A 24,011-nucleotide genomic window follows, 5' to 3' on the forward strand; every position below is an offset into this window, starting at 1 on the left:
AGCCATATAATGAAATTTAGTGAATCTTGGTTACGTGAGTGGGTAAATCCTGCTATATCTTCAGATGAATTAGCCCATCAAATTACCATGGCTGGTCTTGAAGTAGACGCCGTTGAGCCTGTTGCAGGCGAATTTAGTGGTGTATTAATTGGTGAAGTGGTTGAATGTGGTCCGCACCCTGATGCAGACAAATTACAAGTAACAAAAATTAATTTAGGACCAGATTTTAATGACGGCGAGTTAGTCGATATTGTTTGTGGTGCTAAAAACTGTCGTTTAGGTTTAAAAGTTGCGGTTGCCACTGTTGGCGCGGTATTACCGGGCGACTTTAAAATTAAAAAAGCAAAACTTCGCGGTGTACCTTCACACGGTATGTTGTGTAGTGAGTCAGAAATCGGTTTAGCTGATAATTCTGATGGCATCATGGAATTAGCCAGTGATGCACCTATTGGTCAATGCGTAAGAGAATACCTTGATCTTAATGATGTTACCATCGACGTCGATTTAACCGCTAACCGTGGTGATTGTTTAGGCCTTAAAGGCTTAGCTCGTGAAGTTGGTGTATTGAATAGCTTAAGCGTTACAGAGCCAACTATCACCGCGGTTACGCCAACGATTGACGATACGGTAGCGATTACCTTATCAGCTGAAAAAGCCTGTCCGCGCTATTTAGGCCGGGTGATTAAAAATATTAACATCAATGCACAAACCCCATTATGGATGGTGGAAAAACTGCGTCGTTGTGGCACACGTGCAATTGACCCTGTGGTTGATGTCACGAACTATGTGCTTTTAGAGCAAGGTCATCCAATGCATGCCTTTGATTTAGCTGCGATTGATGGTGGCATTAATGTCCGTTTGGCGAATGACGCTGAAAAACTAACATTGCTAGATGGTAATGAAGTGACATTGTCGACCCAAACCTTAGTTATTGCTGACGATGCAAAAGCATTGGCCATGGCCGGTATTTTTGGCGGCTTAGCGTCAGGTGTTACTAGCGAATCTAAAGATATCTTTTTAGAAAGCGCTTTTTTTGCCCCTTTAGCTATTTTAGGTAAAGCACGTCAGTATGGTTTACATACCGATGCATCACACCGTTATGAGCGTGGAATTGATCCTCAGCTACAACGTGATGCCATGGAACGTGCGACACAATTATTACTTGAAATTGTTGGCGGTGAAGCCGGACCTATTGTTGAAGCTATGTCTGAAGAGCATGTTCCAGCTGAAAAAACAGTGGCCTTACGTCGTGCCAAATTAGATAGCCGTATTGGCCATCATATTGATGATGCAACAGTAACTAATATTCTAACGCGTTTAGGTTTTAGTGTTACTGAAGACGGTGTCGATGCAGAGAAAGTATGGACAGTCGTTGTACCTGCGTATCGTTTTGATATCAGTATTGAAGTTGATTTAATTGAAGAAGTCGCGCGTATTTTTGGTTACAACAATATTCCTAATGTTTCACCAAAAGCGACATTAGCGATGCGTGAGCAAAAAGAAGCACAGCTACCGGTAAGTAAGTTACGTAATGTTTTAGTTAATCGTGGTTACCAAGAAGCGATCACGTATAGCTTTGTTGACCCGAAAGTACAGGCGCAATTGCATCCTGGTCAAGCAACGATGACCTTACCACATCCTATTTCATCTGAAATGTCAGAAATGCGTATCAGTTTATGGACCGGCTTATTACAATCTGTAGCCTATAACCAAAACCGTCAACAAGGGCGAGTGCGCTTATTTGAAACCGGTTTACGTTTTATTCCTGATGAAAGTGCTGAGAATGGCGTTCGTCAAGATAATATGATCGCGGGTATTGTTAGCGGTCAACGTAGTGAAGAACATTGGGATATCGAAAAAGCAGCAACTGATTTTTACGATATTAAATCAGATGTTGAAGCTTTGCTTAGTCTAACAAGTAACGAAAGTGCTTTTGTTTTCTCAAAGGCGGAAGTTGATGCTTTACATCCAGGCCAAACGGCTGCCATTCACAAAAATGGTGTTTTAGTTGGTCACGTTGGTGCCTTACATCCTGAATTAGAAAGAAAATTAGGTTTAAATGGCCGAACATTAATTTTTGAACTTTTATTGACTGAAATTTGTACACAAAACATCCCGCAAGCACGCGACATATCTCGCTTTCCGGCCAATAGACGTGATATAGCTGTGGTTGTTGAAGAGCAAGTAAGTGCAAATAATGTCCTACAACTTATTGAAAAGGTTGGCGGAAATTATTTAGTTGATCTAAACTTGTTCGATGTATACCGAGGTAATGGTATTGAATCTGGTTTTAAGAGCTTAGCAATAGCAATGACATTGCAAGATAATAATAAAACCTTAGCAGAAAAGGATATCACTGACGTAGTTGACCGAGTGGTTGATACATTGAAAACTGAACTAAATGCATCTCTGAGGGATTAAATAATGGCGCTAACAAAAGCAGAAGTAGCAGAACATTTATTTGAAAAAGTTGGGCTGAGTAAGCGCGACGCAAAAGATATGGTTGAAGTGTTTTTCGAAGAAATTCGTGAAACGCTAGAAACAGGCGAGCAAGTAAAGTTGTCTGGTTTTGGTAATTTCGATCTTCGAGTTAAAAGTGAGCGTCCTGGACGCAATCCTAAAACCGGTGAAGATATTCCAATTTCAGCACGTAAAGTCGTAACCTTTCGTCCTGGGCAAAAACTTAAAAGTCGCGTCGAAGACGGCAATGGCGAATAAGTAAACCGTTCAGTTTTGCATTAGTGCTGTACTTGCATTAGTACTGTATAAAAAGGTTGCCTTGGCAACCTTTTTTGCTGTGCAATAAAAGCATGATTAATTTTTTTGTGCTAACTTTTTCTTGAAAGGGTATTTAACCACGCTGATGCTTAATGCTTTTAATATCAGAGCAGTAATAGCCAGTGTGCCACCAGTAGCAATAGCGTTTAGCTCAAGCGGAATGGCCATTGAGAAGTGCTCAGCAGTACCATTAGCAATTTCTCGGTCTAAATGCCAAATAAACAGATAAACATTGTCTAGATAATCGGATTGGCTTATCTGTGCTAAGTGGTTAGCGAGGTAGTCAACACGCAAAGATAAGCGTTCAATGAGTTCTCCTGTGCTAATAATAGCGGCTTCGCTATTGTCTTTGTAGCGTGTGATCATGGTCACTATGCTGCCATCAAAATGCTGTTGGGCTATCATTTCAAATTGATTTAATTGCGATTGAGCTTCAGCCAAATGACCTGCTAGGCGCTGCTGATATTGCTGCATAAACTCAGGTAACTGCACACCCAATATGAAAATAGCAGTAAAGAAACAGCGATCGATAATATTATTAATCAAGGCAAACATAAGAGCGAGTCACAGAATTAGAAGAATAGTTTCACGTTAGCACAACTACAAAAAAAGTTCATAGACAATGAGCTCTTCTTAACGGTGCCAGTGATGAAAAGTGAATATTTTTCAGACCTAATACGGTATCGATGTTAATATATTATGACATAAGTTCGCTGTATTTTTCCTAAACGTTAATTGGAATTTATCAACCCTATGCGCAGATCATCCCATCAGCCCGAGCAAGAAGTTACTACCTTTAATTGGCGTGTTGTTAAGCTATTAGTTCCCTATTTACTTGAGTTTAAAGCACGTATATTTTTTGCTTTAGCTTGCCTAGTACTGACCAAAGTTGCTAGCGTCTATTTACCTTTTATTCTTAAAGATATTGTTGATGTTTTAGATACTCAGCAAGAAAACCGCGTTTACTTAGTGCCGTTTGCTTTAGTGGGGGCTTATGGACTCGTTAGACTCACCATAGTTATATTTGCTGAAATTCGTGATACCTTGTTTGGACGTGTTACTGAACGAGCAATTCGTCGAATTGGCCTAAAAGTTTTTCAGCATCTGCATAAATTAGATTTAGATTTTCATTTAAATCGCCAAACTGGCGGTTTGTCACGCGATATTGATCGCGGGACTTCAGGCATTAATTTCTTAATGCGCTTTATGATTTTTAATATTATCCCAACGCTGATCGAAATTGTCATGGTGGTGGGGATTTTATTAGTGAATTATGGCATTTGGTTTGCGCTTATTACGCTATCTTCTATCGTGCTGTATATCGGGTATTCTGTTTATGCGACAGACTGGCGTACACGCTTTATACGTGAAGCGAATAAGGCTGACTCATCGAGTAATACCCGTGCTATTGATAGCTTACTGAATTATGAAACGGTTAAATATTTTACGAATGAAGCATATGAAGCCTCAGCTTATGATAACCAATTAGCTAGCTGGGAACAGGCAAAGATGAAGAATCGACTATCTTTATTTGCCTTAAATGGCGGCCAAGCACTGATTATTTCCTGCTCAATGACGGCGATGTTAGCACTTGCTGCTTATCAAGTAACTTATGAAAAAATGACCTTAGGTGACTTCGTATTGATTAATGCTTTCATGATGCAACTTTTTATCCCACTGAATTTTTTAGGTTTTGTTTATCGTGAAATCAAAGGCTCATTGGCCAATATTGAGCAGATGTTTGAATTGATGTTGAAGAAGCCCAAAGTAGAAGATGATGAACATGCTGATGTACTAAGTTTGTCTCAAGCAGAAATTAACTTTGAAGGTGTGTCGTTTGCTTATGATGTTAAACGTCCAATTATCAAAAATATATCATTCACTATTAAGTCTGGGCAAAAAGTGGCTGTAGTTGGTGAAAGCGGCTCAGGAAAATCAACTTTAGTTAAATTATTATTTAGATTTTACGATTGTGACAGTGGTCAAATAACCATTGATGGGCAAAATATTCGCCAAGTTACTCAACATTCCTTACGAAAAAATATTGGTATTGTGCCGCAAGATACCGTGTTGTTTAATGATACGCTGTTTGCCAATGTTCACTATGGTGAACCTAAAGCTGATGAAGTAAAAGTTAATAATGCTTTTAAAATGGCTCATTTATCAGATTTTGTCGCTAGACTACCTGATGGCATGGAAACTATTGTTGGCGAGCGTGGTTTAAAGCTCTCTGGCGGTGAAAAGCAGCGAGTAGCGATTGCTCGTACTATTTTAAAAAATCCGCGGATTTTAGTTTTTGATGAAGCAACATCTTCGCTTGATAGCCAATCAGAGCAAGCGATATTAACCGCGATAAAAGAAGTTGCTGAGCATAGAACCAGTTTAGTTATTGCCCATAGGTTATCAACTATAGTAGACGCTGATAATATCATGGTGATGCAGCAGGGTGAAATTGTTGAGCAGGGTACGCATAAGGGCTTATTAGCCAAAAAAGGCCATTATTTTACCATGTGGCAACTGCAGCAAAGTACTCAGAGTTAAAATAAACACTTGAATAAGAAGTAAACTAAACTAAGTCCATACTATGACAACAATACCTGAAATAGAACATACGAAACAATGGCTTGAACAAGTCATTATTGGTTTGAATTTTTGCCCATTCGCGAAGAAAGAATTTGTTAATCAAACCATTCACTATCATCTCAGCGCCCAAGAACAGCTAAAGTCAGCGTTAACTGAATTACTAGCACAATGCCATTACTTACAAGCTAACTCGGAAATAGAAACCAGTTTATTAATTTACCGTGATGGCTTTAGAAGCTTTAATCGTTTTTTAGATTTGGTTGATTACGCTAATGAACTTGTGGTTGAGCAGGGCTTTGAAGGTGTTTTTCAAATTGCGACTTTTCATCCTGAGTATTGCTTTGCCGATGCTAATTATGACGATGCTAGTAATTTTACTAATCGCTCACCTTACCCGACATTGCACTTAATTCGTGAACAAGGTATGGCAAGAGTCTTGAGTGTTTATAAAAACCCGCAAGCTATTCCCGATAATAATATTGCTTTAGCCGAGCAGAAAGGTGCTCAGTACTTCAAGAGCCTGTTGGCAAAAATTAAAAATAATAGCTAACTGATAAAAGAGTATTTTATCAAATTTTCACAACTTTCTTCTGCTTATTCACACACAGGTACAAATTACGATATACTGACGGCAATTAAGAGATGATAAACGTTGATAGCGCGTTTACGAATTAGGTAATATTTTTTGTGGAAAAAGATCCGGTTGTAAAAGTTGGTGGTAGTGTTGAAGAAGCGATTAAAGGTCAATACTCGCTTGATGTTACCGCGATATTAAAAGAAGCATGGCAAATCACTTTAAAGTCACGTATGGCAATTAATTTGGGCTTAGTAACTTGTTTGATCATCGGTATGTTGGTTTCTATGTTAGTGAGTAGTCAATTAGGTGGCATTGAAGTTGCCATTCAAGACCAACAATCGGCAACCTTGCTTAATATCATAGTGACGTTAGTGGTCTACCCATTCATTGTCGGAGTTGAAATGATGGGGGTTTTTCATTCTGTCGGCTTAAAAACACGGCCACAATTGATTTTTGCTTTTTTAAAGCGTGGTAGTTGGGTTGCTGTTTGTGCTTTATTAACGTCAACACTGGTGACTATTGGGCTAACCTTATTCTATTTACCTGGGATATTTTTAGCCGTGGCGTTATCGCTGGCCTTGCCTTTAATTGTTGAAAAGCAAATGTCGCCAATAAAAGCCATTTCGGTGAGCTTGCAAGCAACCCGTTTTCAGTGGTTTAAAATTTTTTCGCTTTATGCGGTCTTAGCCTTGGCCGTTGTGGTTTCTGCATTGCCGATAGCTGCGGCAGGCGGCTCTGAACTGGGTTTTGTTGCTATAGCTTTATTTATTTTTTGTTTAGCTTATATCGCGCCGATGTTTTATAACGTAAAAGGTATTTTATATCGGGAAATTTTTGGTTTACAAATGACAGCATCTGGTGATCAAACCAATACCATTACGGATACTTTTTCTGCTTAATGTATTTACTTTGCAGATTTTACTTAGTGAATGATACTGAAGATTATTGCTTAAGGAACTATTGGCTTGACAAGATTTAATAAACAGCATTTTTTAGGATTAATATTTCTTGCCTTATTAGGTATTGGTTTAATCGCTCCATTTACTTTTATAGCTATAGAAGAGCATATCGAGGATGAAACACCAGTAACGCCTAAAGTGACACCTAAAGTAGTAAAAAAAGTCGAACAGCCACTGCATGACGTTAAGTTGCCGAATTTTGCTAAAATTCGCGATGTAAAAGAGAAAAAGCGACAATTTTTTGCTTTTATAAAACCCGCCGTGTTTGCTGAAAATAATAGAATATTAACTCTACGTGTTGAAATTGAACGCTTAATTGCACAATTAACACTAGAGCAGCCGTTTAGTGAGCAAGATCTTGCGCTAGTTGACAGTTTAATTGAAAAATATAAAGTCAGTAAAAAGTTTTCACTTTTAAGACAACTGTATGAGTTACAGGTTAAAGTCGACATCATTCCACCAGCACTGATCTTAGTTCAAGCCGCTAACGAGTCAGCTTGGGGAACATCGCGATTTGCCCGTATTGGTTTGAACTTCTTTGGCGTTTGGTGTTACAAAAAAGGCTGTGGTATGGTGCCGGGCAGTCGTAATACCGGTGCTAAGCATGAAGTTGCGGCATACAGTTCTATAAAACAGGGTGTTGCACGTTATTTACATAATATGAATACCAATAGTGCCTACACGGTTTTTCGCACTATACGAAGCCAGTTACGAGAACAAAATCAACCATTAGCACCTGAAATTCTTGCCACAGGCTTAATTCCCTACTCTGAACGCGGTACCGATTATGTTTTGGAGTTAACCGAGATGATCCGTCATAACCGTAAGTATTTCACTATTCCAAATAAGTCATAGGCTTATTTTAATCGCTTTAAAGCTGATGAGATATCACTGATAAGCAAATAAATGCGCAAAGTGAAATGGTTAAAAGCTGTATTTATTTAGCGGTTCAATTTACATATAAAAAAGCTCATTAGTGTTTGCTAATGAGCTTTTAATTTTTCTACTGATTGCTGTTTTAACTTTTAAGCTGGCTTAAGGCGCTAACAACAATTGTGCTGTTATAGGTGTACCTTTACCATCGCACTTAGGGTGTTTTCATTATCTAAACCACTAATACCAAACTTATTATGCCAATATGAGTATTCGAAACCGACTTCAAAAAATTTGGCTTTACCAAAATATTTACCCACATCTAAGCGTATTTGCGGGTTAAAATGAAAGTCAGCTTTATGATCGTCTGCAGCTGATGACCAATCAATATAACCATCAATAATAATATCATGATTGCCAATAGCGATTGGATACCCCCATGCGAGTGTAAGTTGATAATCGTTGTCAGTATCGTCATTTTCAGCAAGGTAAACATTACTTTGTAAGTAGTCAAAACCTGAAACATCCCACGATGCACCCACGCCAACTAAGTAATTGTTAAAGCCAAAACCAAAGCCACCGCTGTTGCCAGTATCGTGCTCATAGGTTGTAGCAATATATAAATCGCTGATGGCACCAAATGCTAATTTTTCACCTGTTAGGTAACTAAGGCTTAAACGTGCAGAAATTTCACCGTAGGTTTCTTCATAACGAACATGGTTATCATCTTCACTGGCGGTAATGCGATCTAAAAAAAAGAACACATCGCCCCAGTTATGACCAGAGGCGTGCTCAAATGTAATTACGTTAACGTTATCGTTTTCATATACTTGATAATCGTTAGTATTATTTAGATAGCTGATGGAGTTGTCGCTCCATAATGTTTTAGCATTGACCGATCCGGTTAATACTATGCTTGTAAAAAGCACCGACTTACAAATTTTAGATGTGATAGACATTGATGTTTTCCCAGTAAATAAAAGTTTAAAAGCAAAAGTTAGGCAAAAAAAGCAAATTTTAATAAAAACAATACCGCTAAACATAATACACTGATATCAATTTTATTAAATTGGCCACTAAAAACTCGTACGGCTACGTAACTAATAAAACCAAAGGCAATACCATTGGCAATTGAAAATGTTAATGGCATGGTAATACAAATAATTGTCACTGGAACAGCTTCAGATAAATCGTCCCATTTAACATTTACCAAGCCTGCTAGCATTAATACCGCAACATAAAATAATGGTCCGGCTGTAGCATAAGCCGGTACCATGGCCGCTAATGGTGAAAACATTAATGATAATAAAAATAACACACCTACCGTAACGGCTGTTAAGCCAGTACGACCTCCAGCACTTACACCCGCAGTACTTTCAACATAACTAGTCGTAGTTGAGGTACCTAACATACTACCTGCCACAGTGGCGGTTGAATCGGCTAAAAGTGCTTTACCTAAACGAGGGAAATTGCCTTTTTCATCAAGTAAATTACCACGTTGTGCGACGGCTATTAGTGTGCCTGAAGTATCAAATAAATCGACAAAAAGAAAAGCAAATATCACCGAAAGCATACCGACTTCGAGTGCGCCGGCAATATCGAGTTGCATGAATGTCGGAGCAATAGAAGGCGGCAGAGAAACCAGACCTTGATATTGGATATCGCCAACAATAATGCCTAGTAGCGTGATAACTAAAATGGAAATCATCACCGCACCATTGACGCCTCTATTTGCCAAACCGACAATAAGAAACAGCCCGATTGCTGCGAAGATTGCGGGCATTGAAGTAATATCACCTAAAGTTAACAGCGTTGCTGGGCTATCAACAACAATACCGGCATTTTTTAAGGCGATAAACGCGAGAAATAAACCTATGCCTGCGGCGATACCAAAGCGTAATGAGTGCGGAATACTGTTAATTATCCATTCACGGATATTAAATAAACTTAAAATAATAAAAATAAGCCCGGAAAAGAAAACGCCACCCAAGGCCACTTGCCAGGTATATCCCATGTCAAGTACTACCGTGTAGGTGAAAAAGGCGTTTAGCCCCATACCGGGCGCTAGAGCTATCGGATAGTTAGCAAGCAAGCCCATCACTAAACAACCAATGGCGGCCGCAATACAGGTAGCAACAAACACAGCGCCGTGATCCATGCCGGCATCGGCTAACATCGCGGGGTTGACAAAAATAATATAAGCCATGGTTAAAAAGGTGGTAAAACCGGCAATGATCTCTTGTTTCACGGTGGTTTTATGTTGTTGTAACTGAAATAACTTTTCGAGCATAACTAAGCCTTATTCAAAAATAAAATGCTAAAAGGGTGATAAATATATGGTGTTATTTAATTTCTACTACTTGTAGTAAGTCGGCAGAATTAACTTTAGAGTTATTACTTTCAAGCGCTGTTGCTTGACTAAAAATTTCCTGATCAAAAGCTGTGTCTCCACCATCAATAATACCAGAAGTCGCATTGATACTTTTAAAGTCAAAGAGTTCACTATCACATAAATGTGAAGGGACAACATTTTGCATCGCAGTAAACATTGACTCTATACGGCCAGGGTGGTTTTTATCCCAGTCTTGTAGCATAGCTTTGATATTTTGACGCTGTAGGTTTGGCTGAGAGCCACATAAGTTACAAGGAATAATAGGGAACTGTTTGAGCTGAGCATATTGAATAAGCTCTTGTTCTTTACAAAATGCTAATGGACGAATAACCACATGCTCACCATTGTCAGAGACTAACTTGGCCGGCATTGATTTGAGCTTACCACCGTAAAACATATTAAGCATTAACGTTTCAACCATATCGTCACGATGATGGCCTAGTGCTATTTTTGTTGCGCCTAGAGCCTTTGCCGCTTTGTATAACAATGCTCGGCGTAAACGTGAACATAAGCTACAGGTGGTTTTTCCTTCAGGAATTTTTTCTTTGACAATAGCATAGGTGTCTTCTTCAACAACCTGATAAGCAACCCCGAGTGATTCAAGGTAATTAGGTAATATGTGCTCAGGAAAACCGGGTTGTTTTTGGTCAAGATTAACGGCAACTAAATCAAAATGAATAGGAGCGGACTCTTTCAAACGCATCAGGATTTCAAGCATGGCATAGCTGTCTTTGCCTTATGTGCAATAACTTTTTAAATTTATTTATAATTAATATAAAATGACCTATTTATAAGAGTCTACATGTCAATATTTACGTATTATTAGTTTGTTAAAATAGACAGAAATAGAAAATTTCATTGTTTAAATCATAAATAGTACTAATTTTCTTTAAAATTACTTTCTATTTTTTGTTGTTAATGTGTACTCATTTAAGAAAAGGTTATATTTTAAGCTCAAAGTAGATTAAAAAAATTTGCGATAAAATTTGAACTAGCAAGTATGTTTTGAGTAAGGACTAAATGACTATATTGAGCCTATTATTTCGGTCATTAAATAAGTTAGTTTTCTATCTCACTATGGGGCACATAACGCCATAGGATTTATGATCACTTTGTGTAGGTTTGTAGATCATCAGTGTCATGATCTAAGCCGTGATGATGCCCTAATTGGAGCGGATGTCGACAAAGCCCACAATGAAGAAACCGCGGGAAGCAAGTGCCTATGGGGATTGTATCTCTGTGGGTGGTAGTTGTAGGGTGGCTTTTATCTTAACTTGTCTGGATTGACCGTGGTAAGTCACAACCATTCGATTTTCCATCATAAATACACTCTCTTTTGTTGATGTGATAACGCCTTTTCAGCCAGTAAGGCAAAGCTATCCCTGACGATTATACTGTCCTTTTTTTAAACGTCATTCTCTCTACTGGATTAATGATCTTCTCAGGCGGAGCGCGAGGATAATTTATCCCAACAAGCAACTCAATGATCATCATTGGCGTATGACATTTCGGGCAGATAAAGGGATCAGTACGATCTAGCTTCGCTACTTCTGCGGCTTCCTGTACTGCTGTCTCAAGCGCTGGCACATTGAGTAACCGCCTTGCTTGTTGCAGATTTCGCTTTCTACCGGCATTAGCCACTAAACCATAATGACGAATACGGTGAAAGCCCGAGGGCAGTACATGCAGCAAGAAGCGACGTATAAACTCATCATGACTCAGTTGCATCACACGTTGTCGACATCGTGCTTTGACACGGTAGTTTTTCCAGCGGAAACTGACAGTATTTTTATCCATCGACACTAAGCGAGAATTGGCAATTGCGACTCGATGAGTGTATCTAGCCAAATACCTTAATACGGCGTCAGGGCCAGAAAACGGGCGTTTGGCATACACAACCCACTCCATTTTACGGTGTTTACTTAACCAAGCATTGAACTCATGCTCATCTGCTAGCGTTTTCGTGTTGGCGAAGAACTGTAATTTACCTTGCTGATAAGCCTCGCTGAGCCGCGCTAAATACAAACGGCGAAACAGACGCGATAAGACCCGAACAGGCAAGAAGAAGCCTTTTTTACAACTGAGCCATTGTTTACCATTGAGAGACAGTCCACCGCCTGGGACAATCCCATGCACGTGTGGGTGGTGCATCATGGCACTTCCCCACGTATGCAACACGAAGGTTACCCCCACTTGTGCGCCCAAATGTTTTTTATCTGCCGCAATGGTTAATAAGGTTTGTGCTGCCGTTTTCATCAAAATTCCATACATCACGTCCTTGTTGTAATAAGCCAAATCAGCAAGTTCGCTAGGTAAACTGAAGACTAAATGATAATACTCAACCGGTAATAGCTCTGTTTGCCTAGCCTCTAACCAGCGTTTAGCTGAGCTGGCTTGGCACTTCGGGCAATGGCGATTTCGACAAGAGTTATAGGCAACCTGAACATGCTCACATTCAGGGCATTGCAAAACATGCCCCCCGAGCACACTGGTTCGACAGTGTTCAATGGCTGACATGACTTTGTGTTGTTGTAAGCTTAAATGGCCTGCATTCTCATCACGATAAGTTTGACCCGCAACACGAAACACATCCGCTACTTCCAGTTTAGGGCGAGACATGACCGACTCACTCCTTTGCTTTACCTTTCTTCTTCATGATGGTATCTAACGGACTCGTGACTTCTTTTAATAAATCCGTCGCAACTTGCGCATACAAGGCGGTGCTATTGAGTTTACTGTGTCCAAGCAGTACTTGTATCACGCGAATATCCACTTTGGCTTCCAATAAGTGCGTGGCAAAGCTATGCCTCAAGGAATGCATAGATATCTTTTTAGTGATACCTGCTGTAGAAACGGCGGCTTTACATATTCGGCTCAAATGGCGAGAGGTCATATGATAGATAGGGTTATTGCCCGGAAATAACCAACCCCCTTCAAACATCTGCCCCTGTTGATTAGCAAAGCGCCACCAGTTGCGCAGGTGTTCAAGCAATACCGGGGATAACATGGCATAACGGTCTCGTTGGCCTTTACCTTGTTCAACCCGAAGTGCCATTCGTTCACTGTCAATATCGCTGACCTTGAGATTGACGACTTCACTCACCCGTAAACCAGCGCCATAAGCTACGGCCAATGCCGCTTTAAATTTCGGGTGCATCGCCGAATCAATGAGCTGTTTGGCTTCATCCATGCTGAGTATTTCGGGTAATTTACGAGCGACCGGTACACTGCTGAGCTTATACACGACTTCGGGTTTATCCAGTGTAATATTGTATAGGAAGCGCAAGGCGGTCAAGGTGACATTAATCGTTTGACCTGTGGTGCCAATATTAACTAAATGTAATTGGAATAGTCGTAAGTCTTCAGCCGTAATATTTTCTGGCGAGCGTTGCAGATAATCGCAGAGTTTAGAAATCCCTCTAACGTAGGCCACGAGACTACCTGAGCCGAGTTTACGTAAGGTGATATCGTCTTCAAGACGTTTAAGTAATTCAGGTGGGAAGTAAGTGCTGATATTCATGAGATGAACTCCTCGGGTTATAGGCGAAATGCCTGAGGAGTTAGAGTCGTAAAAAGTACAAAGGTTGAAAAGGAATTCAGTGGTAGCCAAGAACGCCATTACCGCGCGAGCGGTTTAGTTCTTTGTGGCAAAAGTGAATGTACAGATACGAGTAGCCAACGGCAGCAATGAGCTAAAATCAGCCCCACAAGTGAGCAGAAAATTTAGGTTAATATTACCCTAAATATGCTCCTGAATTTGCAAAGGCTTAACGTCCGCAATTGGCTAGCTACTGTCTTTAGCTTTTGTTCAGAAATACACTGTATTCAATCCAATGTAAATAAAATTGGATCATTAATAGGTTTGTAGTGTTCAGTATTTATACTGGCGTTTATAAATTTAATGCCTTCTATAATAACTTCACCGTATCCTTCATGAATATGCCCACAAACATGAACTTTGGGTTTTATCTCTTCAATCTTACTTAATAGATTTTCACAGCCCACGTTAGCTCTAGCAACTTTATCTAATATACCGAAAGCTGGTCCATGGGTAATTAATACCGCGACATCATTACTGATTAAATCCCATTTTTCTTGTATCTCTTCGCCGCGTTGTAAATTAAAAGCCCAATCTAAAAACCAAGGTTGCCATGGTGAGCCATAAAATTTAACCCCATTAATGACGACTGATTCATCTTGTAGATAAATAGCATTGGTTATAGCGCTTCTGCTTCCATTAGGGTGACTTTCAAAGCACCAGTCGTGATTGCCAGCAATAACAACTTTATGTTGATGCGGCTGCTCACCTAACCAGTCATTAAAATCATAAAGTTCATGTAATCTCCCTTGCCTTGTGATATCTCCAGCATGAATGAGAATATCTCCATCAGGAATTTTGATATCTCTGTACATACCATGAGTGTCGGCAATAGCTACGCATTTTAGTTTTTTATTCATTGTTAAGTAAGCTCAGTCAATCCAACGGTTGTATTTGGTAAACCTCTTAGTGCATGCCCTTTGTTTAAGGTGATTCAGGCCAATTAGCATTATTATCGTCATACCGTGTAATGGCAGGGACAAGGACTTCTAGCAATGCCCAGTTCTTATCATGAGTTTCGTGATCATACGTAAGTATATCTATAAGTTTCAGAATTTCATCATATTGCGCCTTAGAGGTTACCCCGTCTTCGGGGCCAAACTGTAATTCAGCCTGTAGCTCTTGTCCTAAGCGGATCAGTTTTTCAGTATCCAAATTTTTTATCTCGTAATAATTTAATTTTAATACGTTTCAGTCTTCTGACTTATCGACCGCTGATTAATCAGCTCACATGAGCAATTCATCAATGGTATTTGCCTAGACATCAGATGTTTCTAGTTCTTCCGCTGCTAATTCATTTAGTAATTTAACTAGCTTACTATCTTCTACATAATATATTTCAGAGCAAGATTCAGAAGGCTTGATAACATTCACTAATAACTGAGTTAATCGTAAGTCTGGATATTTAGCCCATACTTTTTCAATCGTTTCGAGCAGTTCTTTTGCACTGTTTGGTTCAACTTGTGACATGAATTTCTCCTTAATCGGTATTTTCTTCATCAATGGCTGATTGACGTGAATCATCTTCATCTATATTTTTATTAACTGGAGTATCCGCTAATATGCCACTTGCCACTCCCGATTCTTCAAGGGGTAAACCCTCAATAGAGTTCAACCTTTCAGACATAAAATTATCATCTGCCAGTGGTATTTGAGCAAAATAGCTATCCCAACTTTTATTTTCATAGGCACATATTAAATCTGCAAGCTTGTGCAGTTCATTACCTTCAGCACTATGGTATTGAGCATCCCAAAGCTGCTCTACGCGTTTAAGGGCCGCTTGAAGCTCTTTTTGGGTGGATATTCGGTTGGCGGATAAAATCTCGCGCGCAAAAATTTTGTTATCACTACCTTGCTTTAACTCATTAGCTTCATGCTTTGATTTTGTGATGGCTTCAAAGATATTTTGATATTCCAGCGTATCTTCATAGGAGTTAGAATCTTGATTATCTAAAGGGTCAATTATCGTCAGAGTATCGCCACACATATCAGCAAAACATTGCTGGCATAAATCAATATCAATTTGTTTGCCATCACCATGAATGCTTCCGTAGCCACAAGTGCGTTTAACTGAAATAAACTCCTGAAATTCATAGTCACCGTCAGCACTTGCTTGTAGGCCACAACCATCACAAGTTAATTTAATGACCTCTTGTCGCTTAACTGTTTTGAAATCCCTCATATTCCATCCTCCTGAACTGCTGACAGAGGTAAATAATGTACTAGGATATTTCTATCGAGCAAAAGGTTTTTCTTTTCATTTTTAATAAGCTCTCCAGAGTTAATCATGCTAACTACGCACTCTTTGATTTCAGGTGAATAACTTTCAATAGATGCGCTTATTGTAGTTCCCATACCCCCATTACCAACGATATAAAATTGGGTTGCATTACTAGCATCAACTGCAACATGTAACCAACTAGGTTGGTTAGACAGCCCTAACTTTTCCTTAAATTTTTCAACTGTAATCATAATTACCTCAATTCGCTTAACCCAAGAGCTATCGATTCTTGCTTAAATCGCCCAAATATATTGACGACTTTTTCATAAGAGCTTGTTAAAAAATGTTCATCAACTGTTTTGTTAACTCCATCGAAGGTAGCATGTTCAGAAACACTATCAAATCCATTTAATTTAATCTCTATTTTGGGAGGGTTGGATTTTGTCTTGTCAAATTTAACTGCATGGGCAACACCATCATCTACATCGTCTTCAACATTAGTGCTCATCTTTTCAAACTTAACCACATCAGCTTCAAAAGGTACATCTTGCTTAACTCGGTAAGCATATTCCAACAGCTTAGGCTCTGCAGGCATATACATAACAGCGTCTTGATTCTTTGAACTTGTCATTCTGAGTATTCGGCCTAAAATCTGTCTAAAGTGCATTTCAGTTTTGATATTGGTGAGGTGACAACAAACCTGCAATCGGGGGATATTAGTTCCCTCACTGATCATGCCTACGGATATTATCCATTTAGTTTGTGCATGCCTAAATTGTTGAATAATACTGGTTGGCTCATTTTCTCTGTAAGTAACAACAACGGCATCTTCGTTAAAACAGGCTTTCATTAACGTTGAGATTTGTCTTGCATGCTCCACCGATGACGCAACAATTAACCCCGCAGCGTCAGAGTTTTTAATCCTAATTGCGCTAAGCTTTTTCTGTGCAGACGAAATAACGTATTTAATTACCTCTTCACTTTCAATAATTTCCTGATATGGGATGATTGACTGCGATAATAAACTTTTAAAACTGTTGAATGTTTTTGTTTCTTCGTCATCTACAACAGAAATATTATTATTATCAACTGCGATTATCTGCGGTATACGACAAACATCATCCTGAATAGCCTCAGCAAGCCCATAAACGTAATCACAGGATATTTTGTTGCTAGGGTGTAAGTAGTTAGAAAGAACGATAGGAGCAGCATCAGAGCGCCAAGGTGTTCCTGTTAACGCCAATGTATATTTAGCTTTATCTTGAATGTTTAATATTATTTGTTCGCCCCATGCATTAGCATTATCAATATTAGAGCCAGCACAATGGTGAATTTCATCAAAGATCACGAATACTCGGTACCTATGGAATAACTGCCAAAAATTTTCATCGAGATACTGTAAGTTTTGGTATGTCAGGGAGTGACCCTTAGCTCCCATAAGTCCATCAAATCGTTCTTGTGTTTTTAACTGCAAGCTTTCACTAAAATCTTGAGAAACAATTGAAGACGGAGAAAAACAAATAATTAAATCAACAAAGCCGCCTTTTAAAAGCTGGTCAGCTAACTCAGATGCCATAAATGTTTTACCAGCACCCGGTGTAGCTAATGCTAAAAAATGAGTAATGCCATTCAAATATTTTTTAAATGCTTTATGAACGCATGCTGACTGCCATTTTCTTAGTTTCATACTACTTTATTTTTACCATCATTAATTAAATTTTCTACAGCTTTTATTTTACCCAATAGTCTAGCGTTTTGTTCACGGGCATTATTGTACTGAGGCTGTAGAAGTTCATATAATTCAGGGAAGTCATTACAAAGCTGTTTATACTCACTCGATTCTCCATAACTCATCAAAAGTTCATTTTTATATTTTTTTAAACGTTCCTGCAGAGAGTTTTGTATTGTGTTGGAAGGGGGGAGCACTTCATTGCTTTCTTCCTCATGAACATAAGTAATTTCATTGGCATTAAATGAGTTTGTTTTAATGAAAGTTGTAATTTCTTTTTTCTTTGAAACTGTTTTTCTCAACCAACCCTTTTTTACTAATTTTACTAGCTCAGCATAAACAAATCGTCGAGCAGTACTAGGAGCTAATTGTTTGTCAGAATGAAGAGTTATGTATGCAGCTCGTAGTTCTACAGCAGAAAAATTATCAAAATTGGGCGCTGAAATAATTTGAGCCAACGACTGATTCAATTTCATTTTATTTTCCTAGATATATATAAAACAATAGATTCATTGTGTGGGATTATAATCCCACGGATTATACTCTGTGATATTATAATCCGCAATATGGAATAGTCGCTCATTTGCTTAGGAATTTTCTAGTGAGTGAACTATCTAAACGATTCGGAGAAAAAATTCGCTCCGTAAGAACAGCTAAAGGAATATCTCAAGATAAATTAGCTGTAAAGAGTCAAATTGATCGAAGTTATATTGGTCGTATTGATCGAGGTGAAGTAAATATCACTATAGATAAGTTATATATATTGGCAGCGGCCCTAGAATGTAAGCCAGCGGAGCTTCTACCTGAAATGAAATAAGAACAACTCTCTTTATTAAATTGGACTTCCCAGCAGAAACCTTTAGTAAGTTCCAAGTGAGCTTTTATAGTGACCCTGTGGATGCCGCTTATAAGGCGTTTGGGGTTCAGTAGACTTAGAAGGTTGAAACACACAAATATGTGTGTTTCAACTGCTCACTAAGAAGCATCGATAATTTCTATATTTTTTATGTCGATTAAATTTGAAGAAGAAATAGCTGCTCCTTCGAATTGCTGTACTTTCGGTTCCATAGTCCTATCAAGCATAAGGTTAGAAAAATCAAATAAGTTGGTATCAGCAAGCTGGGAAAGGCTGACACTTTGAGTACTTTTAAAAATACTTTCAATACGACCTGGAGTTTCCTGATCCCAACCACTAAGCATTTTCTTTATTTTTTTTCTTTGTAAATTTTCTTGTGAGCCACAAAGGTTACAAGGAATGATAGGGTAGTTATTAATCTCAGCTAATTGCGCAATATCTTTCTCTCGACAATAGGCAAGCGGTCGAATGATGATGTTGCGTTTATCGTCACTGAGCAGCTTGGGCGGCATGGCTTTCAACTTTGCATTATTGAACATATTCATTAGCAGGGTTTCAACGATGTCGTCCATATGATGACCCAAGGCTATTTTGGTTGCGCCAATTTTTTCCGCGAAGCCATACAGCGATCCTCTTCTAAGTCGCGAGCACAAAGAACATGTTGTTTTACCTTCAGGAACTTTTTCTTTTACTACAGAATAGGTGTCTTTATCAACAATATAGTAATCAATACCTTTTTGTTTTAGATAGTTAGGTAAAATTTCTTCAGGAAAACCTGGCTGTTTTTGGTCTAGGTTAACTGCGACGACTTCGAACTTTATAGGGGCAACACGCTGAAGATGTAGTAAGGTATCAAGCATTACGAAAGAATCTTTTCCACCACTCAACCCACAGAATATTTTATCCCCTTCCTCGATCATATTGTAATCAAAAATAGCTTTACCAGTAAGGTGACGGATTTTTTTTTCGAGCTTGTTATTAAGGTTATGCTTAGTATTCATTGCGCTATTATTACCATTAAACGTATGGGGAAATTTTTTCGAAAGGATTCTATCATAGACCAAGCTTAACGTAATTCGACTTATGAGGTTTTAATTTTACTTTTTATGCTGACTCCCTCAAAGCCTATAATTAAGTCATATCTTCAGGTCGCTCTCTAAGAAGCCTATCAATTGATAAATTAGGGATTTCTTCTGCATTTTTAAACATCTTTTCTATAAGTGCATATTGCTCGTCAAGCATCTCTTGCATAACCTCTTTTTCTACAAGCAGAGCGCTATATTTATTGTAATAATCTATACCAGCTTCAGTGATGTTTTTAACCACGGTACGAGGAAGCGTATGCACTCCTTTGTACCTACCTTTTGCGTTTTCAAATTCACGCGTTATTTTATCAAATTTTCTAAGTGTAGGTTTAGTTACGTCAAAATCTAACTCGTGTTTAATTCGCTCAATGACTAAGTCCCAAGTTACTTTTGAGTTCCATCGTCGAAGTATTGCTACTATCTTGGTCTCTAACTGACGAGTTAATTTTATTCTCCCATCTAAATTAGTTTTTGCCATTTTTAACCCCGTAACTACTCAATAAGTTCTCTAACCTTTGATTTGAAGTGGCTTTCTTTGTTTTTGTACTATCAATTAAAATTTTTAATGATTTACTAGTATCTTCAAGTGATAATTGTCTCACTGCTATGTCCGCTGTATCTAAGTTTTGTACCCTGAACTCTAATGCTGTTAAATCACCAGCCATCCTAACGCTTGATCCATCAGGGACTGCCGGATTTTCAAGGATTTCTATCAAAACCTTTAGTACAGATGTTTTATTTAAGTGAGTTTTATACCATTCTTGAGAGGCTTTATTTACTGCAAAATCTTTATGTGATTCCACAGTACTAAGTCTTTCCATTTGAACATCTAAATCATACTTTAGAAGCTTTAATCCCTTTTCATCACCTTTGATATAACACATTTCATTACAACCAAAACAACTTGTCATAAAATCGTTTAAGAAACGACAAGGCATAGTAACCAAATCTTGAATGCATACACCTTCTGACATAATTGTTGCAGGTAATTTACGTATATCTTTAATTTTTTTAATACTAGTAAACTTAATGTCGGAAGATGGTTCCATCTCTGATTTATTAACAAGGATAGAGTTTATTTGCTTGGCATTATCTTCATCAATTGTATGAATATATTCATACGCTTGGTCTGCATCCTTTCTACCTGACCACAGATTAATAACTGAGATTGGTATGCCGCTTTCTTTAGCGTGATGGTTAACCCAGTGCCTTAGTTGGTGAGGGGCAAATCCCATACCTTCTAACCCCACCAAGGCCAGTGCCGATTCAATCCATTTTCGATTGTAATGTGGCCTTTTAGTTGAAATTTGCAAGCTATACATACTAGGAATAGGGACTATGTTAGTATTAAATGTATTGTTTATTCTTCCTTCTCTCCTTTTGTTAAGTGTTAATGACGTGAAAACAAACATAGCTTCTGATACTTTGGTTTTTACATTTTTACCTCGAGTAATGTTTTCCACTGAGCCATTTACAAATTTATTTGATTCTATGATTAAGTCAGATAGTTGCGTTAATGTTGTACTATCTTTTCCTTTAAACAGGTAATCTTTAAAAGGTTCAAAACTTTGGTGTCGGGAGGCGTAAAGATGTTGAATTCCGAGAGTCGACTTTCTATATAGCGAAATAATGGAGGAGTCACTTAATATTAAGGCATCATTGTCAATGTTTTGTAAATAGTTAAATCTTTTCCAATGAATTGGTCTATTAATCTTTATGTTCTCATCGTGTTGTCCATCAACTGGCAGTATTGGCTCTTCATCGTAAAGTCCTATAATCAAACCAAGATGAAATATATTTGCATATTCTCTCCAGCTTTGATCACCCAATGGCATTAACTTTGATCGCTTATTCTCATTAAGCTTTGATCACTAAAATCACTTGTAAATGATCACTTTTGTGCTCTTAATGATTTTGCCGATCAAAGCTTAATACCACTCGTCACTGAGTTCATGTTTTATCAATTTTTGTAGGTATGTTAAACCGTTATCTAAATCGTTTGGTGAGGATAACAATAATGGCAACAAAACCTATATCTATGAGTAAATTACATTCTATTTTACGGCTGAAGTACTCAGCAAAGTTATCTCATCGAGAGATCGCAAGAAGCTTAAATATTTCGCCTGGCACCGTCGCAAATTATGTTAAAAAGGCGAATGAATTAGGCTTTAATCAATGGCCAATTCCAGAGGAGCAGCAACAAAATTCGTTTCTCAATACCAAACTAAGGCGCTTCTCAACACGTAAGAAAAGATACCCAACGCCTGATTGGTTAAGTATCAATAAGGATTTAAAACAACATAAACTCTTAACATTGCAGCTCGTGTTTGATGAGTTACTTGAAAAAGTGGGCGAGCCTTATTACAGCTACAGTCACTTCTGCCGTGCTTATAAGCAGTGGTTAGGTACGCAGCGGCTATCCATGCGTCAGCAGCATAAAGGCGGTGAAAAACTGTTTGTCGATTATTGTGGTCCCACAATTGCCATCACTTGCCCTACGACACAGGAAAAACGTACCGCTCAGGTATTTGTTGCTGTACTAGGCGCATCAAATTATACCTATGCTGAGGCAACCTATAGTCAACAACTTGAAGATTGGGTGATGAGTCATGCCCGTTGCTTTGAGTTTTTAGGTGGTGTTCCTGACGTTGTTATTCCCGACAACCTCAGAAGTGCGGTGAGTAAAACTTGTCGCTACGAGCCTGACCTAAACCCGACATACCACCAGCTAGCAGAGTACTTTAATGTCGCTGTCATACCCGCTAGACCTTATAAACCCAAAGATAAATCCAAAGCTGAGGTCGGTGTACAAATTGTAGAGCGTTGGATCATGGCGCGTTTGCGTCACCAAACCTTTTATAGTTTAGCGCAATTAAATCATGAAATAGCAAAGTTACTTGACGTGATGAACAATAAGGTGATGAAGCAATACCAACAATCACGCAAGCAGCTATTTGATTTAGTCGATAAAAATGCATTAAAACCATTGCCTGAGAACCCTTATCAATACACACAAATCAAAACGGTGCGTGTACACATTGATTATCATGTTGACATAGAAAAACACTACTACAGCGTGCCACATCAATGGGTTAAGAAACAATTGCGTGCACACATCACCAATCAACTCGTACAGCTTTATCATCACGATACCTTGATTGCGCAACATCCAAGGTCGAACCGTTTAGGCGGACATACAACACAGGCACATCATATGCCAAAGGCGCATCAAAAACAGCATGAGCAGTCACCAATAAACTTACGCTCATGGGCATTGAGTATCGGTGATTATACCCATCAGGTTGTTGAATTACTGCTTAATAGAAAACGCCATCCTGAGCAAGCTTACCGCAGCTGTTTAGGCGTGTTGAGTTTAGCTAAAACCTACTCAAAACCACGCCTCGAACAAGCATGTTATCGGGCAATCAGTATGAATACGACCACGCTTAGATCAATTAAACAGATATTAAAAAAAAGGGTTAGATCAGCAACCCTTACCCACACAGCAAACAGAGCCAGAAAAATCAGTCAAACATAGCAACATACGTGGCACAGATTACTACCATTAAGGAATACCAACATGATAGACACCATTAATCAGCAACTTCAACTGCTCAAGTTATCGGGTATAAAGCAAGCACTCAAGCAACAGCTTGAACAGCCAAACCTATATCAAGAGCAAAGCTTTATAGAGCGCATCAGTTTATTGCTCACACATGAAATTGATACACGTGATGAAAGAAAAATCGATCGACTTGTACGACAAGCTAAATTCAGGTTACCGGGTCAATTAAACCAACTCATTTACTCGCCGAAGCGCAACCTAGATAAAACGCAAATACGTAGTCTCAGCCAAAGTACCTGGCTGAGTTTACATCAGAATATATTAATCACGGGCGCAACAGGTTGTGGCAAAACATACCTAGCGTGTGCCTTAGGCCATGAACATTGCCTACAAGGTAAAAGCGTTTTTTATATTCGGCTAAAAGAATTACTTGAAAGTCTATTCCTAGCACAGGCCGATGGCAGTTATCGAAAGTTACTGAGTAAACTCATTAAAGTCGACTTACTTATTTTAGATGATTGGGGGCTTGAGCCACTCAGTGCTCAACAGAGAAGTGACTTACTTGAATTAATTGATGCGAGGTATGGTTATAAATCACACATCATTATTAGTCAGTTACCACAGGAAAACTGGCATGAAATGATCGGAGAATCAACGCACGCTGATGCTATTTTAGACAGGCTTATTCATGGTGCAATCAAGGTGAATTTAAAAGGAGAATCGATACGAAAACAGTTAAATAAATTGACTGATGATGATCAGTTAAGTTAGTTTAAGAATGGCTCTACAAAATGA

At 38.6% G+C, this 24,011-nt stretch carries 23 protein-coding genes and 2 pseudogenes; 9 read left to right on the forward strand and 16 right to left on the reverse strand.

Features of this window, described 5'->3' with window-relative positions; genetic code table 11:
* The first annotated feature begins 9 nt into the window (after nt 1–9).
* Together pheT and FGD67_RS19170 are read left to right on the forward strand one after the other, a co-directional pair.
* Nucleotides 10–2,421, forward strand: a complete 2,412-nt coding sequence (gene pheT / locus FGD67_RS19165) for a phenylalanine--tRNA ligase subunit beta (RefSeq protein WP_257172633.1) — start codon at nt 10–12, stop codon at nt 2,419–2,421.
* 3 nt (nt 2,422–2,424) lie between these two features.
* Entirely contained in the window at nt 2,425–2,718 is a 294-nt protein-coding gene (locus FGD67_RS19170; protein WP_257172634.1) for an integration host factor subunit alpha, read from the forward strand.
* A gap of 96 nt (nt 2,719–2,814) precedes the next feature.
* Here FGD67_RS19170 and FGD67_RS19175 read toward each other — a convergent pair whose 3' ends face one another.
* Nucleotides 2,815–3,333, reverse strand: a complete 519-nt coding sequence (locus tag FGD67_RS19175; RefSeq protein ID WP_257172635.1) for a DUF2937 family protein — start codon at nt 3,331–3,333, stop codon at nt 2,815–2,817.
* Between the two features lie 198 nt (nt 3,334–3,531).
* Between FGD67_RS19175 and FGD67_RS19180 the strand changes: the two genes are divergently transcribed.
* From FGD67_RS19180 to FGD67_RS19195, 4 genes are all read left to right on the forward strand, one after another.
* Complete coding sequence (locus FGD67_RS19180) at nt 3,532–5,319, forward strand: ABC transporter ATP-binding protein/permease (protein ID WP_257172636.1); 1,788 nt, start codon at nt 3,532–3,534, stop codon at nt 5,317–5,319.
* Nucleotides 5,320–5,362: 43 nt separating this feature from the next.
* On the forward strand, nt 5,363–5,911 hold the full coding sequence (locus FGD67_RS19185) for a DUF1415 domain-containing protein (RefSeq protein WP_257172637.1): 549 nt from the start codon (nt 5,363–5,365) through the stop codon (nt 5,909–5,911).
* 137 nt (nt 5,912–6,048) lie between these two features.
* A complete protein-coding gene (locus tag FGD67_RS19190; RefSeq protein ID WP_257172638.1) occupies nt 6,049–6,837 on the forward strand; it encodes a hypothetical protein in 789 nt (262 codons plus the stop codon).
* Between the two features lie 66 nt (nt 6,838–6,903).
* Entirely contained in the window at nt 6,904–7,752 is an 849-nt protein-coding gene (locus FGD67_RS19195; protein WP_257172639.1) for a glucosaminidase domain-containing protein, read from the forward strand.
* A 206-nt stretch (nt 7,753–7,958) separates the two neighbouring features.
* Here the strand turns inward: FGD67_RS19195 and FGD67_RS19200 are convergent, their stop codons facing one another.
* The 12 genes and pseudogenes from FGD67_RS19200 to FGD67_RS19255 form a co-directional block, all read right to left on the reverse strand.
* Nucleotides 7,959–8,729, reverse strand: coding sequence for an outer membrane protein OmpK (locus FGD67_RS19200; protein ID WP_257172640.1), 771 nt, complete (start codon nt 8,727–8,729; stop codon nt 7,959–7,961).
* Between the two features lie 38 nt (nt 8,730–8,767).
* The gene (locus FGD67_RS19205; RefSeq protein WP_257172641.1) at nt 8,768–10,060 is read right to left on the reverse strand and encodes an NCS2 family permease; all 1,293 of its coding nucleotides are present in this window, start codon (nt 10,058–10,060) and stop codon (nt 8,768–8,770) included.
* Nucleotides 10,061–10,112: 52 nt separating this feature from the next.
* Nucleotides 10,113–10,898, reverse strand: a pseudogene (gene ttcA, locus FGD67_RS19210) (tRNA 2-thiocytidine(32) synthetase TtcA); the annotation flags it as partial.
* Between the two features lie 653 nt (nt 10,899–11,551).
* Nucleotides 11,552–12,781, reverse strand: a complete 1,230-nt coding sequence (locus FGD67_RS19215) for an IS91 family transposase (RefSeq protein WP_257172642.1) — start codon at nt 12,779–12,781, stop codon at nt 11,552–11,554.
* 7 nt (nt 12,782–12,788) lie between these two features.
* Complete coding sequence (locus FGD67_RS19220; protein WP_257172643.1) at nt 12,789–13,682, reverse strand: site-specific integrase; 894 nt, start codon at nt 13,680–13,682, stop codon at nt 12,789–12,791.
* Nucleotides 13,683–13,987: 305 nt separating this feature from the next.
* Nucleotides 13,988–14,620, reverse strand: coding sequence for a metallophosphatase domain-containing protein (locus tag FGD67_RS19225; protein WP_257172644.1), 633 nt, complete (start codon nt 14,618–14,620; stop codon nt 13,988–13,990).
* Between the two features lie 64 nt (nt 14,621–14,684).
* Entirely contained in the window at nt 14,685–14,915 is a 231-nt protein-coding gene (locus FGD67_RS19230) for a hypothetical protein (protein ID WP_257172645.1), read from the reverse strand.
* A gap of 102 nt (nt 14,916–15,017) precedes the next feature.
* The gene (locus FGD67_RS19235; RefSeq protein ID WP_257172646.1) at nt 15,018–15,230 is read right to left on the reverse strand and encodes a hypothetical protein; all 213 of its coding nucleotides are present in this window, start codon (nt 15,228–15,230) and stop codon (nt 15,018–15,020) included.
* 10 nt (nt 15,231–15,240) lie between these two features.
* A complete protein-coding gene (locus FGD67_RS19240; protein ID WP_257172647.1) occupies nt 15,241–15,942 on the reverse strand; it encodes a hypothetical protein in 702 nt (233 codons plus the stop codon).
* Nucleotides 15,939–16,232 carry a hypothetical protein gene (locus tag FGD67_RS19245; RefSeq protein WP_257172648.1) on the reverse strand — a complete coding sequence of 98 codons (294 nt, stop codon included), beginning with the start codon at nt 16,230–16,232 and terminating at the stop codon, nt 15,939–15,941. The genes FGD67_RS19240 and FGD67_RS19245 overlap by 4 nt, the downstream gene beginning before the upstream one ends.
* Before the next feature lie 2 nt (nt 16,233–16,234).
* The gene (locus FGD67_RS19250; protein ID WP_257172649.1) at nt 16,235–17,668 is read right to left on the reverse strand and encodes a DEAD/DEAH box helicase; all 1,434 of its coding nucleotides are present in this window, start codon (nt 17,666–17,668) and stop codon (nt 16,235–16,237) included.
* Entirely contained in the window at nt 17,665–18,186 is a 522-nt protein-coding gene (locus FGD67_RS19255; protein WP_182254340.1) for a hypothetical protein, read from the reverse strand. The genes FGD67_RS19250 and FGD67_RS19255 overlap by 4 nt, the downstream gene beginning before the upstream one ends.
* Before the next feature lie 125 nt (nt 18,187–18,311).
* Here FGD67_RS19255 and FGD67_RS19260 point away from each other — a divergent pair, with 125 nt between their 5' ends.
* A complete protein-coding gene (locus FGD67_RS19260; protein ID WP_257172650.1) occupies nt 18,312–18,527 on the forward strand; it encodes a helix-turn-helix domain-containing protein in 216 nt (71 codons plus the stop codon).
* 158 nt (nt 18,528–18,685) lie between these two features.
* Here FGD67_RS19260 and ttcA (FGD67_RS19265) read toward each other — a convergent pair whose 3' ends face one another.
* The 3 genes from ttcA (FGD67_RS19265) to FGD67_RS19275 form a co-directional block, all read right to left on the reverse strand.
* Complete coding sequence (ttcA, locus tag FGD67_RS19265; protein WP_257172651.1) at nt 18,686–19,567, reverse strand: tRNA 2-thiocytidine(32) synthetase TtcA; 882 nt, start codon at nt 19,565–19,567, stop codon at nt 18,686–18,688.
* A 130-nt stretch (nt 19,568–19,697) separates the two neighbouring features.
* Nucleotides 19,698–20,129, reverse strand: coding sequence for a hypothetical protein (locus FGD67_RS19270; protein WP_257172652.1), 432 nt, complete (start codon nt 20,127–20,129; stop codon nt 19,698–19,700).
* Nucleotides 20,116–21,486 (reverse strand): hypothetical protein, encoded by a 1,371-nt coding sequence (locus FGD67_RS19275; RefSeq protein ID WP_257172653.1) that lies wholly within the window; start codon nt 21,484–21,486, stop codon nt 20,116–20,118. Before FGD67_RS19275 ends, FGD67_RS19270 begins: the two co-directional genes overlap by 14 nt.
* Before the next feature lie 182 nt (nt 21,487–21,668).
* Between FGD67_RS19275 and istA the strand changes: the two are divergent.
* Nucleotides 21,669–23,220 (forward strand): annotated as a pseudogene (gene istA / locus FGD67_RS19280) (IS21 family transposase).
* An 11-nt stretch (nt 23,221–23,231) separates the two neighbouring features.
* The gene (istB, locus tag FGD67_RS19285; RefSeq protein WP_257172654.1) at nt 23,232–23,987 is read left to right on the forward strand and encodes an IS21-like element helper ATPase IstB; all 756 of its coding nucleotides are present in this window, start codon (nt 23,232–23,234) and stop codon (nt 23,985–23,987) included.
* Nucleotides 23,988–24,011: the final 24 nt, after the last annotated feature.

This window comes from Colwellia sp. M166, assembly GCF_024585285.1.
In the GTDB taxonomy this organism is placed as follows: Bacteria; Pseudomonadota; Gammaproteobacteria; order Enterobacterales; family Alteromonadaceae; genus Cognaticolwellia.